Source organism: Holdemanella biformis DSM 3989, assembly GCF_000156655.1.
In the GTDB taxonomy this organism is placed as follows: Bacteria; Bacillota_I; Bacilli_A; order Erysipelotrichales; family Erysipelotrichaceae; genus Holdemanella; species Holdemanella biformis.
This window is the reverse complement of the sequence record NZ_DS996841.1, coordinates 417,799-432,964: the sequence shown is the minus strand read 5'-3', so window position 1 is coordinate 432,964 and position 15,166 is coordinate 417,799. Positions and strand designations below refer to the sequence as shown.

The following is a 15,166-nucleotide window of genomic DNA, read 5'->3' as shown; positions in this document are numbered from 1 at the left end:
AGCTGGAAAAGAATTTAAAGGCAAAGATAAAAAGGTCGCAAAGATGACCAGAGATGGTCTGATAGAAGAAAATCTCCGTGATGGCAGCATAAAAGATATCAGTCACAGGAGTCGGGGGCGACCGGAAAATAAAGAAGAATTTGTTCCGGAACGGGAACGAAAAAAGACTGAGGGCGAAGATTCAAAATCGGGAAAAGGAAAACGACTGCAGATGGAGAAAATCCGGAAATCATCTGTCCGACAGGAAACTGTTGAGGATACAGTTGAAGTCACACCGGAAGAAAAAGTATCTGGATATCGAAAGAAACTGCATCGTCATGAAAAAATCCCGGATGATGATAACAGCCTGAACAGTCAAAAGAAATCTATTCGGAAGAAGCAGTTGCAAAAACAGATGACCAAAGAACAGGCAAAAGCCGGAAGATTATCCTTTGATGATGAAGGAAATCAGATGGTGAAAGGTGCTGGTATGAAACCGGGAGGGACAGCCGGGAAATACATTGCCACACAAACTGTTATATCTGGCATGAAAGCAGTCATTTCCGAAGAGGAAGAAACAGATGAAAATGCAGGTGTGGAAAGTGCCAGACTTGTAGAGCGTGAAACAGAAGATGCGTTACGTGGTCTGCGTCATGCTCAGATCCGGAGTAAACGAACGGATGTGAAAACCCATCGCAGAGGTTATCGTGAGGCTACCGTAGAAAAGAAACTGAAATTTGGTTCTGCAGAAAGTATGGAAGGAGCAAAACATGCAGAATCGGTGAAGAAAGCCGAACAAAAGAGACATTTTTATAATCGCTTCTTCCAGAAAAAACGATATAAGGATGCTTACCGGGCAGCCAGAGCTGGAAAATCCGCTGGTAGTCTGGGTGGAGCAACAACCATTGCCGGTGTCGAGAACATGACGGTAAAAGCAAAGATTGCCTTGAAAGAGATCATAAAGCGTAATCGTGCCATGTTCGCAGGCATCGGTATTTTTGCGCTTCTTTTTCTTGTCATAGCGGTATCCCTGGGGAGCTGCAGTGCCTCTATCGAGGGAGCTGGATCTGTGATCGGTATTACAACGTATCCAAGTTCGGATGAGGATATCTATGCTGCTGAAAACAGATATGCCACTTTGGAAAGTGCCTTGAACCAGCAGATCAATGAGATGGAACGAAGACATCCGAATTATGACGAGTATCAGTACAACATTGCTGAGATCGGCCATAATCCATACCATCTTATCTCGTATCTTACCGCAAAATATGGGGACTGGACGTACGCAGATGTTGAAAACGAGCTGCAAGCTCTTTTTGAAGCACAATATCATCTGAATACAGAAGGTCGAACAGAAACGGTGACAGAAACCAGAAATGTTCGAGTCGGAGAATCATTGGGACAGGTAGTGACCAGTGGATACTGTAACTGTCGAATCTGTTGTGGCGTATGGTCCGGAGGTCCAACTGCCAGTGGTGCATATCCAACTGCAAACCATACCATTGCTGTAGATGCTTCCAATCCGTTTGTGCCGATTGGAACAAAGGTAGTAATGAATGGTGTGGAATACACAGTTGAGGATACCGGAGCCTTTGCACGATATGGTGTGCAGTTTGACGTTTACTATGATAACCATGCTGCCGCTTCTGCTCATGGACACCAGACCTGGGAAGCCTATATCGCAGATGACAATGGCAGTCAGGAAGTAACGGTTACCAGTACAAGCACTAAGAAGATTCTATATGTGACACTGACAAATGGAAGCTTTGATGCTGTGGCAAGAGCCAATCTGAATGCGGAGCAGCTGATCATCTACAATGCATTAAATACGACCTATGGAAACAGAAATTATCTGTGGGATGTAAACAATGTGACCAGTGGATCAGGCGGTAATGGAATGAGTTATGAGATTCCACCGGAAGCACTGCAGGATGAAGAATTCGCCCGGATGATTCGAGAAGCAGAAAAATATCTGGGAGTACCTTATGTATGGGGTGGCTACTCTCCGTCCGGATTTGACTGCTCAGGTTTCGTATCTTATGTCATTAACCACTGTGGTAATGGCTGGAACTATGGACGATTGACCGCGGAAGGATTAAGAGGTGTATGTACTTATGTATCACCGGGAGAAGCAAAACCAGGAGATCTGATCTTCTTCCAGGGAACGTATAACACATCCGGTGCAAGCCATGTGGGTATCTATGTCGGTAACAACATGATGATCCATTGTGGAGATCCGATCCATTACTCAAGTATCAGCACATCCTACTGGCAGCAACACTTCATGTGCTTTGGAAGACTGCCATAAAGGGGTGAACGAAGGGAGGTGAAAGTTTGAATAAAAAGATTAAGAAATATCTGGATGAGATTGCTAAGACAGAGAAAAAGATTGCGGATCTGCAGCAATATCTCAGAGGTGTCCAGGCTGCATTAAAGCAGGAAGAGGACAATGAGATGATCAGGTGCATCCGTGGTATGAAGATGGATAATGATCAGTTATATGATCTTTTGGATGGTATCCAGAGTGGAACAGTTAAATTTCAGGTAAGCAGGGAGTCTGACGAAGAAGGTTCAGGCTCCTTTGTATTCACAGAAAAAAATAAGGAGGAAAATCAGAATGGTGAAATGGAAGAAAATGAATAAGAAAATGGCAGGACTGTTGTTGGGAGTCATGATGCTTTTTACAGCATCAACCACAGCATTTGCCTATGTGGATGAATCAGCAGAGGCATCCAAAGTAGAGACAACTCAGACAGAGCAGTCAACAGACAAAGAAGAGAAAAAAGATGACAAAAAGGATGAGGTGGCAAGTACAAGTGAGGTGCTGCCGGAAGATGGAACAGACAAGGGAACTGCCTTTACGACACCAGGAAATGGCGAAGTCAAGGATGACATTACCGATGATTCCACAAAGGAATTTCTTACGGTTACAACGAAGAATAATAACACTTTCTATATCGTGATCGACCGCAGTGCCACATCCCAGAATGTCTATATGTTATCCCAGATTGATGAGAATGATCTGTCTGAATTTCTGGATAAAGACAGCACTTCTACTGTCGTAACACCACAGCCGGATACATCAAAGGTAGTGTTGGATGAAACAAATAATGAGGATGTAGACAAGGAAGCTACCGTTGATCCGGAGAAAACAGCATCTACCAAAACCAATATGGGTGCAATGGCAACAATCCTGATTTTGGCTCTCGGCGGTGTGGCAGCTTACTACTACTTCAAGATCTATAAGCCTAAAAAAGAGGAAGATGAGGATGATCAGCCGGAAGGTTTGGAAACAGATGGACTGGAAGAAATTTCGGATGAGGAAGAGTCTGAAGACGAAGATTTTGAAGAAAATGAAAAATAAATAAACTTTTTTGGCGGAGGGGGCTGTAAAACATGCTCTCTCCGTTTCGTTATATGAAGGAGGTTATACATCATGTATTTAGTAATTGCAGAAAAACCAAGTGTATCAAGAGCAATCGCAGAAGTGATTGGAGCACAGGAACGAGAAGACGGATATTTACGAGGAACCGACTGTATGGTCAGCTGGTGCTTCGGACATCTGGCCGAATATGTTTCACCGGATGCTTACGATGAGAAATTTAACCAGTGGAGATATGAAGATCTCCCGATCATCCCGAAAGACTGGAAAGTTACAGTCTCAGAAGATAAGAAAGATCAGTTCTATATCTTAAAAAGACTGCTCAACAGTCCGGAAATTGAATACGTCGTAAATGCCTGTGATGCCGGACGTGAAGGAGAATTAATCTTCAAACATGTCTATGACTTATCTGGAAGTAAAAAGCCGGTGAAACGATTATGGATCAGTTCTCTGGAAGATTCCGCAATCCTTGATGGAATGCAGCATCTGAGATCCGCAGAGGAATACCGACATCTGGCCGAAGCTGCTGTATGCCGTTCTCAGGCTGACTGGCTGGTAGGAATGAATGCAACCAGAGCTTACACCACAAAGTATTTCAAAAAGCTAACTGTTGGAAGGGTCCAGACACCGACACTTGCCATGTTGGTGGAAAGAGCCGGACAGATCAGCAATTTCCAGAAAGAAAAGTATTTCAATGTGGAACTGGATTGTGACGGAATTCCGGCAGTAAAGCCAAAGATCTTTGATCCGGATGAGGCAGAACAGTTAAGAAGCAGATGCCAGGGAAGTGAAGCCATTGTCAATGCAGTAAAAGAAACAGAAAAGAAAGTAAAAGCACCAAGGCTTTACGATTTGACCACACTGCAGAGAGAGGCAAACCGCATCTACGGAATGACAGCCAAACAGACACTGGATACCGCACAGAGCCTGTATGAAAAGAAGCTGATTACTTATCCAAGAACGGACAGCCAGTATCTGACCGAAGATATGGAACAGACAGCAAGAAATGTGGTCCGTCAGATTTATGAGAAATATCAGCTGACAGGTCCTTTTGATCAGCCAGAACAGCCGGATGTGAAAAAAGTCATGAATAACAGCAAAGTGACGGATCACCATGCAATCATTCCAACGATGGAGCTTGCATCCTGCCATCTGGATGAATTGAAATCCTGGGAAGAAAAGATTCTGTTCCTGATCGCAGTCCATACGGTCATGGCAATGAGTAAGGATCACATTTACCAGGAAACAGAGATTGAAGTGGAATGCCAGGGAGAAATCTTCAAAGCAAAAGGAAAGATTGTTCTGCAGGATGGATGGAAACTCTTTGAAAACTGCTTCAAAAATAAGGATCGCATGGCAATCGTAGATCCGGATCTGGAAATGAAAGAGAGAATGCCGAAAGTAACCCAGGGACAGACTTTCTATGCTGTAGCTGCAGAAAAGACAGAACATTTTACGTCCCCACCAAAACCATATAGCGATGTGATATTTTGTGAGCGTAAGGAGTGGATAGGAATTGAAGAAAGGAGTTCAGCATGAGAAGAAAAAAAGATAGAAGCAATGGCATTACTGCTTTGTATGAAAGACTGTCTCGTGATGATGATAATGCTGGAGAGAGTAACAGTATAGTTCATCAAAAGCAAATGCTTGAAGATTATGCTATGAAACATGGTTTTACGAATCTTGTTCATTTTACCGATGATGGTTGGAGTGGAGCGACCTTTGACAGACCTTCATGGAACAGACTTGTTGAAGGTGTTAAAAACGGAGAAATCACTGCCTGTATCTGCAAAGATATGTCCAGAATCGGCAGAGACCATTTGCAAGTAGGTTTTTTCACTGACATTCTGTTTAGAGAAAAGGAAGTTCGATTTATAGCAATCAATAATGGTATTGACAGTGACCGTCAAGAAACCAGTGAGTTTGCCCCTTTTCTGAATATCATGAATGAGTGGTTTGTCAGGGATACAAGTAAGAAAATTAAAGCTGTACTGAAATCCAGAGGTTCTTCCGGCAACGCTCATACAAGTAATATCCCACCATACGGCTATTTGAAAGACCCCGAAAACCCCGACCATTGGATTATTGATGAAGAAGCTGCCGAAGTAGTCCGCAGAATTTATCGCATGACTATTGAGGGAAAAGGACCTTATCAGATAGCAAGAGAACTTTCAGAAGAAAAAATAGAAAGACCGTCTTATTATCTTGGAAAAAAGGGACTTGGAAATCATGCAAGCAACTATGACAAAGAAAATCCGTATATGTGGCGAGGAAATCAGGTTACTACTCTGATTGCCAGACCAGAGTATATTGGAAAGACTGTCAACTTCAGGACATTCAAAAATTCCTATAAGGACAAAAAGACGAAAAGGGCAGATAAGGAAGATTGGGTGGTTTTTGATGATACACAAGAGCCTATTGTCGATGAAGAAACATGGCTGCTTGCTCAAAAGTTAAGACAGAATGTAAGAAAAGCAGATCCTATGGGTGAGCCTAATGTTCTAACCGGAAAGATTTACTGTGCTGACTGTGGTGCGCCGATGTATAATCACAGGCAACGAAAAGGGCGTGAAAGAATATACTATACTACCAAAGGCGAAAAGCGGATAAGCCATTCAAATCCGGCAGATTGTTATGAATGTTCCACTTATAATCTTGCTTATCAGAAGTATGATCGGCACTGTACTTGCCACCATATTTCAACAAAAGCACTTAAAAGCATCATTCTGAAAACCATACAAGAGACTTGCCATTATGTTTCTTTGAATGAGCAGGGGTTTGTCTATTCTCTGCAAGAAGAATCGGCGATGAAAGATATTGCTGTTTCTGAAACTGTAAAAAACCGCATTGAAAGAAATCAGAAGCGAGTTCACGAACTGGATATGCTTATCAGGAAAATCTATGAAGATAATGTGATTGGAAGATTGCCGGACAGACTTTTTCAGAGTATGCTTACTGATTATGAAAATGAGCAGAACGAGCTAAACAAGATTATTGAGACTGACACCGCTGATATGCAACGGATTATAGGCGGTCAAAATAATGTGGAGCGTTTTATAAAGCTGGTTAAAAAGTATGAGAACATTACAGAGCTTACTCCTACCATGATAAATGAATTTATAGACAAAATACTGGTTCACGAGCCACAGGGAAAAGGTGCAGACCGCACCACAGAGGTGGAGATATATCTTAACTATGTCGGGCAATTTCAAGTACCTGTGGAGCAGCATGAACCAACCGAGGAAGAAAGGATTGCTGCTGAAAAAGAGGCGGAACGACTTCGCAGAAAACGAGAATCCAATCGTAAGTATATGAAAAAGATTCGTGAGAAATCAAAAGAATTTGCGGAGCATGAGCTTATAGCAGAAGAAAAAAGTTCTGATAGCAATGTGTGTGTTGAACAGAACGCCACAAGCAAATCAAATCGGCAAAAAGTGAAAGGAGAAAAAATAGCATGACAGAATTGAAACCACGAATCCATGATGAATGTAACGGTCTGGACTATGTTCTTGTGGGCGATTACTATGTGCCGGACTTGAAGCTGCCGGAGGAACACCGCCCTATCGGTATGTGGGGCAGACTGCACAGGACATATTTGGAGCAGTACCGCCCTGCAAGGTTATCTGCCCTCTGTTTATCCGGCGAACTGCATACTTACCTTGCTGACCTGAACGAACAGGCAGCGGAAAGGTGCAGCCTTATCATTGAGCAGATGAAACAAGCCGAGGGTGTGACCGAAACCATGAAAGCAGACAATCAGATGTTGTGGGTACAGTCCATGAACTCTATCCGTAACCGAGCCGAAGAAATCATCAGACAGGAAATGATTTACTGCTGATTTTATCAAGTCCAAAACCAACAATTTTATATCGTCAACGAAGCGACAGGTATTTCCTTATGAAGTGTCTGTCGCTTTTCATTTATCAAATTTTAAGGAGGAAAACACAATGAAGATGAACCGGAATGAAATGGAAACCCTTTATGCCTTTGGCTGTCCGAACCTGAAAGCAACTGTCGAGCGTTTGCGTATGGTAGCTGCCCTCGCACCCGATCCAGCGGCGAAGAAGCTGTTTTATATGCTTTCCGTCAAGCTGAGTGCTGAGGGTGTTGAAAGGTGGTATTGCTGCTTTTACTGCAAGCTGCGTGTGTTGAAAAACCATAGGGAGGGCTGTTATGGCGAGACTTACGAAGATTGAGAAAGAAACAATCGTTCTCTTTAATGAGGGCGAGGACAAGGCAAATATCTACACCCACAACGCCGGATTGAAAAAGAGGTTAGCTGCTTTTGCTAAGAAGTACCCTGACCTTTGCAGACTGGAAAAATCCAATGTTCAAGGCGGTGTTTCTTATGAGCTGGCAAAGTCCCGTCTGTCTATCCGCTTCCTGCCGCCTTACAGTGAGGAACGCAGACAGAAAGCCAGTGAATATGCGAAAAAGCATGGGCTGAACAGCCAGCAGGGACAATGTGATAATCAGGGCTGATATGCGGTTAAAATGTCAGGTGCAGACCTGATGTTTTGACCGTTGCCTATCGCCTGTGAGGAAAGTATCGGGGACTATGGATTTTGCGGAAATGTGCGTTACGGGTAGCAAGATAAAAAGCTGTGAAAATTTAATGCCACTTCGGAATTATTAACACTTATTTGTAGATTTAAGGTATGGAGATATGTTAGAATAGCAACAAATAATGACGAAAGGGTAATTTTTATATGATGAAACTTAGTGAAAAAACCAAAAATTTCATACTATATGGTATTGAAAATAAAATAGAGAGGAAAGAGATTTATAAATTTGATGGAGCAATACTTTTTCTCTGTTTTTTAGCAATGGTTATAGCAGATTCAACTCCGTCGCCCTCTTTTTACAGAATTTTTTTAATACTATTCTATGTTGTTTTCGTAATTGCTACATTTTCAAAATCAGATGTGACTGGCGAAAAAACTTTTTGGATTCATGGCATTCAAGGTTTAGGAATGAGCATTTTGTCCGGTTGGTTTGGGACTATTCTCATGTTTTCAACATTAGAAAAGGAAGATTATAGTTCTTATATGGCTATTTTATTGATTGTATATATAATGAGTGCGATAGCACATACATGTTTAGTTATGTTTCTCATAAAAAAGGATATATATAATTCAGATTCTAATAAAAAAGTTATGGGAGGTTGGAGTTTCGTTTGTTTTGGAATGCTCGGAATATCCGTCGCTAAAATAATGAGTTCTAAAATACCATATATATCTATGATTAGGATAGCAGGTTTGGGATTTTATGTTCTTTCGTTACTATGTTTAATGAGTATAATTTTTTTCGTGAAGTACTTTTTGATAAAAAAATATAAGCTAAAACCGAATGAATAAATAATCTTTATATTCCACATAAATGATAATCAGCTGCATAGTTGGTCGTTTTTGTTTATCCATTTGCAGACTATTTGTAATCTGTCACAACTGAATATGACCGTTAAGGTCAGGTGAAGAAACCGATGTATTGAGCGTAAAGCGATCATGCGTCGGTTTTTCTTATTTCATAAGCTGACAGAATTCCGACTGTATATCACCCGTGAGGAAAGTATCGGTGACTATGGATTTTGCATAAATGCGCGTTACAAGGCTTGAACAGGAACTCTGCACACAAATTTTTTCTTCCATTCGTTAAGTTGATGAAGTATAATGAAAAATAAGATAAAGTTAATTCTTGGAGGTGTTATTCATGTTTGGTTTTAAGAAAAATGAAAAGCCAACGCTCATTATTGAAGCAAAAGATCTAATGGAAATTATCAAGTCTGATTATGATAATGATATGGCGTTTACTCTTGTTGAGTTTTCCTATAATGAGAAAAAATATGTGATGGGTTCCTGTGTTTTACCTGCTAACGCAGAGGAATGTAAAGAAAATATATCTTTTATATTTCAAGACAGAGTTTTTGAAAGTTTTGAGGAATTTCAAACTGCTATTATTATAGATAATAAAAACATCTTACAATTAGAAAAACCCCTTGAAATTTTAAGAGCAGGAATTATTGATAATGAGCCTATGCTGAAAACGCCATGGGGAGATAAAAGATTAGCTGATAAAGCTGTTAATAAATAGCGTGTCGCTTTGAAAGGAGTACAAATTTATGGCATTATTGATGTTTAGAACTTTTGGAGTGATTATAGTATCATTTATAGTCTTAATTATGTATGTTTTGCATAGAAAGAAAAATGGGAAGTTTATAAAACGAAAGGCTGTCAATGAAGAAGAAAAAATAAAATATCAAAAATGGGAAAAAATAATCAATGTGATGGCAGTTGTTGGGTTATTGATTCTCGGTATATTTATAACTGTTCCTTGTTGCTTGGATATACCTTATTTACTATCTAATAATTTAGTTGAAGTTACCGGAGAAGTTACACAAGGTGCAATGTCAGGAGAAAACTCTAATAGTGAAAGAAGAATACATATTAGAGATGAGAAAACTGGAGAAGAACATTCATTAAAATATTGGGGAACCGGTAGCGATTTAGGAGATAAGATAACTGTAAGGTATTTACCACACACAGAATATGGGTATGTAGTTGAATAGAATAAAAATAAATATCCTATTTTGTTTTGGGAAATTTGTAGATTACCTGTAATCTGCCACAACTGAATATGACCGTTAAGGTCAGATGAAGAAACCGATGTATTGAGCGTAAAGCGATCATGCGTCGGTTTTTCTTTTTGCAAAATAGTCCGGTGGACTGTTTTGTAAAACCGAAGGAACTGACAGAGCTTGAGACGGGGTGAAGTCAGTTTGTTCGGGCGGGAGTACAGAGGGTGCAACCCTTTGTGCATGGGTACAGGGAATGCAATATCCCTGTGCAGGTCAAGGGCGGCAGCCTTGCCCAGTTAAGTGGCGTTTCGCCACTTAGTACTGGGTATTACTTGACGCAGAAAGCCGCAAGGAATCAGCTTCGCTGCCCTTCTCCCCTGTCGGGGAAATCAAAAAGAAAAGGAGGAACTCATGTGAAATTAACAAGACACAATGGACGAGCCGGAAAGAATGGCGTTTATAATCCGAAGCACAATGACCGCAGTTTTGACATTGCCAACAGCGAACACATTGACGAAGAACGAGCCAAACAAAATCTCTATTGGGACTGTTACAATGGCTTCCGCAATTTCAAAAATCCCGAAAAGGAAAATGAGCTGTCTGCCACTTTTGAAGATGTGGAACAGCTTTTTTATCGTCAGCGGTATCGTGATTTTGTGACCAGGCAGAACGAAAGAAATGTGAAGAACCGACACCCTGAAAGAAATAAGGAAACCGGAGATTTGCTCAAAAGCAAAAAGACCTGTCCAGAGGAAACGGTCTATCAGATTGGAACGCTTGATAATCATGTTCCACCGGAATTGCTCATTGAGATCGTCACAGAATTTATGGAAATCGTAAATGAGCGTTTCGGCTCTCATGTCCATATCCTGAATTGGGCGCTGCACTTGGATGAAAGCACCCCTCATATTCACGAGCGTCATGTGTTCGACTGTGAAAATCAATATGGGGAGATTGCCCCACAACAGGAAAAGGCTTTGGAAGCACTGGGGTTTGAACTGCCGGAACCGGAGAAGCCAGTCGGAAGAAAAAACAACCGCAAGATGACTTTCGATTCAGCTTGCCGAGTACTGCTGTTTGATGTGGCGAAAAAGCATGGCTTACAACTGGAAGAAGAACCGGAATATGGTGGTCGTACATATCTGGAAAAACAGGACTATATTCTTTTCAAGCAAAAGGAGCAACTGGCAGCACAGGAGCAAAAATTGGAAGAACTCACGATGAAGATTGAAGATGTGGAAGCTTTGGTGGACGAGGTTGCCGATATTGCCTATGACAAGGCGGTTGAGGTCGTTGCTGATACTGTAAAACTGGAAACGCACAAGGAGGATATTAAGCTGGTGGAGCAGTCTAAGGCATGGGTTCTCTCCCCTGAGCGTAAGGCTTCAAAGAAAGAAGTTGAGTATGCAGTGAAACGATTGGATGGAGTGATTGCCAGAATCACAAACGCTATGAAATCAACCATTCAGAAAATTCAAACCACGCTGATGAAGCCGGAGGTCAAAAAAGCCGGAACGGAGCAAATCAAGAAGAAAGCCAAAGGTTCCATTATAGAGCAGTTGAGCCGCAAGAAGAAGGAAATGGCAGAGCGTGAAGTCAGCCGGACAATTCCGGCGAAAAGCAAAAAACAGGATATGGAACTTTAAGGCACTTGCTATTTTCGTTTTGAAAATGACAGGTGCTTTTGCTTTAGGGAGCAGGAAAATATCTTCCATTCTTTAGGTTGATGAAGTATAATGATAGTAAGAAATTTTTTGTAATGACCTTAATCCAATAAGTGATTTTGCAATTATCAAGTAAAGGATGTAATTATATGAAAAAGGTATTGTTGTTTTCCAGTGTGATTATGATACTCGGTTTAACAGGCTGCTCTAACAAGTATTTCAATGACTGGTTTAGCTCTGAACAAAATGAAACGGATAAAATATGTCAACAAGTTATTGAGGCATATAAGCAACAGGATTCAGAGAAACTCAAATCTCTATTTTCCGAAGAAAGCAAAAAGAACATTGAGAATTTAGACACTGAAATCTCTGCTTTTTTCGATTATATTGAGGGCAGTATCCAAAGTTTTGAGGGCGATTGTGCATCATCAAGTGAAAGCAACTATGGTAAAAGGAAAACGGAATTGGATGGTATGTATCTCATATTGACAGAGAAGGAAAGGTATTGTATGAATTTTTATATGTATAGTGAGGATGATGAAAATGCCCAAAATGTGGGGATATATAAAATTGAAATTGCATTGGAGAGCGAAGTGGCTGAGGATAATTTTATATGGGATAATCCCCCAAACGGTATTTTTGTTGGAGGACAAAATTGATTTTTGTTATGAGAGAACATTAAAGTATAAATTTCGGATGGTATAAGAAAAACTGACTACAATTAAATCTTCACAGCTTTACTAAGCAGGAAATCTGAAAAGTTCTCCTGCTTTTTTGCACTCAAAATAGAATGTGGAACTCTAAGACACTTGCTGTCTTCGTTTTGAAAATGACAGGTGCTTTTGCTTTGGGAGGCAAGAAAAAATCTTCCATTCTTTAGGTTGATGAAGTATAATGTAAGCAACAAACTTGAAGTTTAAGGGGATGATATTATGGATTTTGCTATATTTAGATTGTTTATAAGAGTTTCATTATTTGTTATAGCGTTAATTGCTTGCATTATCTATCTAATTAAAAAAAGAAAACTTATCTATTCGATATTTTTTGATAAAGAAGCGATAAAAAAAGAATATACTGGAAAAAATGATATAATATTTCTTCGATTGGCTAATACCATTCTTGTTATAGTAGCTATTCTTTTAATCTTATATTTGAAAGATTTTGTTTTAGATATGCCTTACATCATAAACAAACAGTATAGTTATGCAGAAGGATATGTAACTGAACAATCTCATGGTGGTGCAGATATATCTTCTGAAAGAAGAAGTATTTTTCTATATGATAAAGTTAAAGATGATGAAATCGAAATCACAGTATTTTCAAGGTATATTGATAAAAATACTTATTTAAAGGTACAATATCTTCCGCATACGAAATATGGTGCTATTGTAGAAATTAAATAATTCATTCTAAAAAGAAAATTTCCAGTTTGTATAACTGGCAACCCAACCACAATTAAATCTTCACAGCTTTGCTAAGCAGGAAATCTGAAAAGGTCTCCTGCTTTTTTGCACCTAAAATTAAATATGGAACTCTAAGGCACTTGCTGTTTTCGTTTTGAAAATGACAGGTGCTTTTTTCGTTTCAGGAAAGGAGTCACATGAATGTATTTGAAGTTGTAAAAGAAAATGTTACTGCCCGACAAGCCGCAGAAGCCTATGGCTTGAAAGTGGGTCGCACAGGTATGGCGTGCTGTCCGTTTCACTCAGATAAGTCCCCCAGTATGAAGCTGGATGAACGCTATTACTGTTTTGGCTGCGGAGCAACCGGAGACGCTGTTGATCTCACAGCGAAGCTATTCGGTATCGGGCTGAGGGAAGCTGCTGTCAAACTTGCTGAAGATTTTGGTCTTAACTATGACAGCCGACAAAAGCCCAGTGTCCGCCCTCGTATTCGTGAGCCGACACCGGAACAGAAGTATCAAAAAGGAGAAAATCATTGCTACAAGGTGCTGACGGATTATTTTCATCTTCTTAGAGAATGGGAAAAGAAATACGCTCCTAAACAGCCGGATGAGGAATGGAATCCCCTGTTTGCAGAAGCACTGCATAAGAAGAACTATATCGAATATCTGCTTGATATTCTTCTGTATGGTTCATTGGAGGAACGAAAAGCACTTGTGGCAGAACAGAGAAAGGAGGTGTTAAAACTTGAACAGCGAATTGCAGAACTGTCAGCAGACAGAACCATGCACAGTAGAAGAAATCCGAAACAGCTTAGAGCAGAGCGAGAAAGGTAAGGTTTATAATACTGCCGCAAATTATAAGCGTGTTCTGCAATATGATCCACTTTTGAAAGGGGCTATCCGAAAAAATCTTCTGACCGAAAGAATCGACATTGTGAAGCCCCTCGGTTGGTATCGTGACAGCCCGACATTGACGGATGTGGATGTGAAATATCTGCTCCTATATTTTGAAGAAAACTATGGATTGACCGTAGAGAAGAAAATCATAGACGCAGTTGCGGTTATTGCTAATGAAAACCGTTACCACCCTGTCTGTGATTTTCTCAATGCCCTGCAATGGGACGGAACGGAACGCATACGCTTCTGTCTGCACCGTTTTCTCGGTTCTGATACAGATGATTACACCTATGAAGCATTGAAGTTGTTTCTGTTGGGTGCTATCTCACGAGCCTTTAAGCCGGGGTGCAAATTTGAGGTTATGCTCTGTCTTGTGGGCGGTCAGGGAGCTGGAAAGTCCTCTTTCTTCCGTTTGCTTGCGGTCAATGATGATTGGTTCTCTGATGACTTGAAAAAGCTGGATGATGAAAATGTGTACCGCAAAATGCAGGGGCATTGGATTATTGAAATGTCGGAAATGATTGCAACCGCCAACGCTAAGAGCATTGAAGAAATCAAGTCCTTTCTGAGCCGCCAAAAGGAAACCTATAAGATACCCTATGAAACACATCCGGCAGACAGAAAACGACAATGTGTGTTTGGAGGTTCTTCTAATACCCTTGACTTTCTTCCCCTTGACAGAACAGGCAACCGCCGCTTCGTTCCGGTTATGGTCTATCCTGAAAGGGCTGAGGTTCATATTTTGGCAGATGAACAGGCTTCCAGAGAGTATATCAATCAGATGTGGGCAGAAGCTATGGAGATTTACAGAAGCGGCAATTTCCGTCTGAGATTCAGTCCGGCTATGAACGCTTATCTGAAAGCCCACCAAAAGGACTTTATGCCGGAGGACACAAAGGCAGGACAGATTTTAGACTATTTGGAACGCTATTCCGGCAGCATGGTCTGTTCCAAACAGCTTTATAAGGAAGCACTGGGGCATGATTATGACGAACCGAAACAATGGGAACTGCGAGAGATCAACGACATTATGAATAACGCTGTCACAGGCTGGAGGGCGTTCAGCAATCCTAGGTATTTTCCAGAGCCTTACCGCAGACAAAAAGGCTGGGAGCGTATCAGGAACGACAACGAGCCTGACAACAGCATGGATGGTTTTCAGGAAATCCCGACAGAGGAAATGGAACAGTTAGGACTTCCAGAAGAATGGTTGAAGCAAAAATAAAAGCCCGTTGTCGCTTCGGTTGTCGAGCCGGTTGTCGGTC

General features: G+C 40.9%; 16 protein-coding genes. All 16 read left to right on the top strand.

Annotated elements, in window-relative coordinates; genetic code table 11:
• Positions 1-43: 43 nt before the first annotated feature.
• The 16 genes from EUBIFOR_RS03615 (at position 44) to EUBIFOR_RS03535 (ending at position 15,126) form a co-directional block, all read left to right on the top strand.
• Positions 44-2,287, top strand: a complete 2,244-nt coding sequence (locus tag EUBIFOR_RS03615) for a C40 family peptidase (protein WP_003864572.1) — start codon at positions 44-46, stop codon at positions 2,285-2,287.
• 26 nt (positions 2,288-2,313) lie between these two features.
• Positions 2,314-2,622 (top strand): DUF4315 family protein, encoded by a 309-nt coding sequence (locus tag EUBIFOR_RS03610; protein ID WP_003864571.1) that lies wholly within the window; start codon positions 2,314-2,316, stop codon positions 2,620-2,622.
• Positions 2,597-3,343 carry a CD1107 family mobile element protein gene (locus EUBIFOR_RS03605; RefSeq protein WP_003864570.1) on the top strand — a complete coding sequence of 249 codons (747 nt, stop codon included), beginning with the start codon at positions 2,597-2,599 and terminating at the stop codon, positions 3,341-3,343. The genes EUBIFOR_RS03610 and EUBIFOR_RS03605 overlap by 26 nt, the downstream gene beginning before the upstream one ends.
• Positions 3,344-3,415: 72 nt before the next feature.
• Positions 3,416-4,900: a DNA topoisomerase gene (locus EUBIFOR_RS03600; RefSeq protein WP_003864569.1), complete on the top strand. Its 1,485-nt coding sequence runs from the start codon at positions 3,416-3,418 to the stop codon at positions 4,898-4,900.
• Complete coding sequence (locus tag EUBIFOR_RS03595) at positions 4,897-6,819, top strand: recombinase family protein (protein ID WP_003864568.1); 1,923 nt, start codon at positions 4,897-4,899, stop codon at positions 6,817-6,819. The genes EUBIFOR_RS03600 and EUBIFOR_RS03595 overlap by 4 nt, the downstream gene beginning before the upstream one ends.
• The gene (locus tag EUBIFOR_RS03590; RefSeq protein ID WP_003864567.1) at positions 6,816-7,199 is read left to right on the top strand and encodes a TnpV protein; all 384 of its coding nucleotides are present in this window, start codon (positions 6,816-6,818) and stop codon (positions 7,197-7,199) included. The genes EUBIFOR_RS03595 and EUBIFOR_RS03590 overlap by 4 nt, the downstream gene beginning before the upstream one ends.
• 109 nt (positions 7,200-7,308) lie before the next feature.
• Positions 7,309-7,557, top strand: coding sequence for a hypothetical protein (locus EUBIFOR_RS03585; RefSeq protein ID WP_040466127.1), 249 nt, complete (start codon positions 7,309-7,311; stop codon positions 7,555-7,557).
• Entirely contained in the window at positions 7,535-7,843 is a 309-nt protein-coding gene (locus EUBIFOR_RS03580; protein WP_003864565.1) for a hypothetical protein, read from the top strand. Before EUBIFOR_RS03585 ends, EUBIFOR_RS03580 begins: the two co-directional genes overlap by 23 nt.
• Positions 7,844-8,070: 227 nt before the next feature.
• Positions 8,071-8,718 carry a hypothetical protein gene (locus tag EUBIFOR_RS12665; protein WP_003864564.1) on the top strand — a complete coding sequence of 216 codons (648 nt, stop codon included), beginning with the start codon at positions 8,071-8,073 and terminating at the stop codon, positions 8,716-8,718.
• A 352-nt stretch (positions 8,719-9,070) separates the two neighbouring features.
• On the top strand, positions 9,071-9,451 hold the full coding sequence (locus EUBIFOR_RS03565) for a hypothetical protein (protein WP_003864563.1): 381 nt from the start codon (positions 9,071-9,073) through the stop codon (positions 9,449-9,451).
• A 28-nt stretch (positions 9,452-9,479) separates the two neighbouring features.
• Positions 9,480-9,926 carry a hypothetical protein gene (locus tag EUBIFOR_RS03560; RefSeq protein WP_003023134.1) on the top strand — a complete coding sequence of 149 codons (447 nt, stop codon included), beginning with the start codon at positions 9,480-9,482 and terminating at the stop codon, positions 9,924-9,926.
• Between the two features lie 422 nt (positions 9,927-10,348).
• Positions 10,349-11,581, top strand: a complete 1,233-nt coding sequence (locus tag EUBIFOR_RS03555) for a plasmid recombination protein (protein WP_040466125.1) — start codon at positions 10,349-10,351, stop codon at positions 11,579-11,581.
• Between the two features lie 167 nt (positions 11,582-11,748).
• The gene (locus tag EUBIFOR_RS03550; RefSeq protein WP_003864561.1) at positions 11,749-12,258 is read left to right on the top strand and encodes a DUF5104 domain-containing protein; all 510 of its coding nucleotides are present in this window, start codon (positions 11,749-11,751) and stop codon (positions 12,256-12,258) included.
• 273 nt (positions 12,259-12,531) lie between these two features.
• Entirely contained in the window at positions 12,532-13,002 is a 471-nt protein-coding gene (locus EUBIFOR_RS03545) for a hypothetical protein (protein WP_003864560.1), read from the top strand.
• A 197-nt stretch (positions 13,003-13,199) separates the two neighbouring features.
• Positions 13,200-13,838: a CHC2 zinc finger domain-containing protein gene (locus tag EUBIFOR_RS03540; RefSeq protein ID WP_003864559.1), complete on the top strand. Its 639-nt coding sequence runs from the start codon at positions 13,200-13,202 to the stop codon at positions 13,836-13,838.
• Entirely contained in the window at positions 13,750-15,126 is a 1,377-nt protein-coding gene (locus EUBIFOR_RS03535; RefSeq protein ID WP_050755933.1) for a virulence-associated E family protein, read from the top strand. The genes EUBIFOR_RS03540 and EUBIFOR_RS03535 overlap by 89 nt, the downstream gene beginning before the upstream one ends.
• Positions 15,127-15,166: the final 40 nt, after the last annotated feature.

Bases quoted from the DNA above. Each gene is read 5' to 3' on its own strand.
- EUBIFOR_RS03615 (WP_003864572.1), top strand. From the start codon at position 44: ATGACCAGAGATGGTCTGATAGAAGAAAATCTCCGTGATGGCAGCATA.
- EUBIFOR_RS03605 (WP_003864570.1), top strand. From the start codon at position 2,597: ATGGTGAAATGGAAGAAAATGAATAAGAAAATGGCAGGACTGTTGTTG.
- EUBIFOR_RS03600 (WP_003864569.1), top strand. From the start codon at position 3,416: ATGTATTTAGTAATTGCAGAAAAACCAAGTGTATCAAGAGCAATCGCA.
- EUBIFOR_RS03595 (WP_003864568.1), top strand. From the start codon at position 4,897: ATGAGAAGAAAAAAAGATAGAAGCAATGGCATTACTGCTTTGTATGAA.
- EUBIFOR_RS03590 (WP_003864567.1), top strand. From the start codon at position 6,816: ATGACAGAATTGAAACCACGAATCCATGATGAATGTAACGGTCTGGAC.
- EUBIFOR_RS03585 (WP_040466127.1), top strand. From the start codon at position 7,309: ATGAAGATGAACCGGAATGAAATGGAAACCCTTTATGCCTTTGGCTGT.
- EUBIFOR_RS03580 (WP_003864565.1), top strand. From the start codon at position 7,535: ATGGCGAGACTTACGAAGATTGAGAAAGAAACAATCGTTCTCTTTAAT.
- EUBIFOR_RS12665 (WP_003864564.1), top strand. From the start codon at position 8,071: ATGATGAAACTTAGTGAAAAAACCAAAAATTTCATACTATATGGTATT.
- EUBIFOR_RS03565 (WP_003864563.1), top strand. From the start codon at position 9,071: ATGTTTGGTTTTAAGAAAAATGAAAAGCCAACGCTCATTATTGAAGCA.
- EUBIFOR_RS03560 (WP_003023134.1), top strand. From the start codon at position 9,480: ATGGCATTATTGATGTTTAGAACTTTTGGAGTGATTATAGTATCATTT.
- EUBIFOR_RS03550 (WP_003864561.1), top strand. From the start codon at position 11,749: ATGAAAAAGGTATTGTTGTTTTCCAGTGTGATTATGATACTCGGTTTA.
- EUBIFOR_RS03545 (WP_003864560.1), top strand. From the start codon at position 12,532: ATGGATTTTGCTATATTTAGATTGTTTATAAGAGTTTCATTATTTGTT.
- EUBIFOR_RS03540 (WP_003864559.1), top strand. From the start codon at position 13,200: ATGAATGTATTTGAAGTTGTAAAAGAAAATGTTACTGCCCGACAAGCC.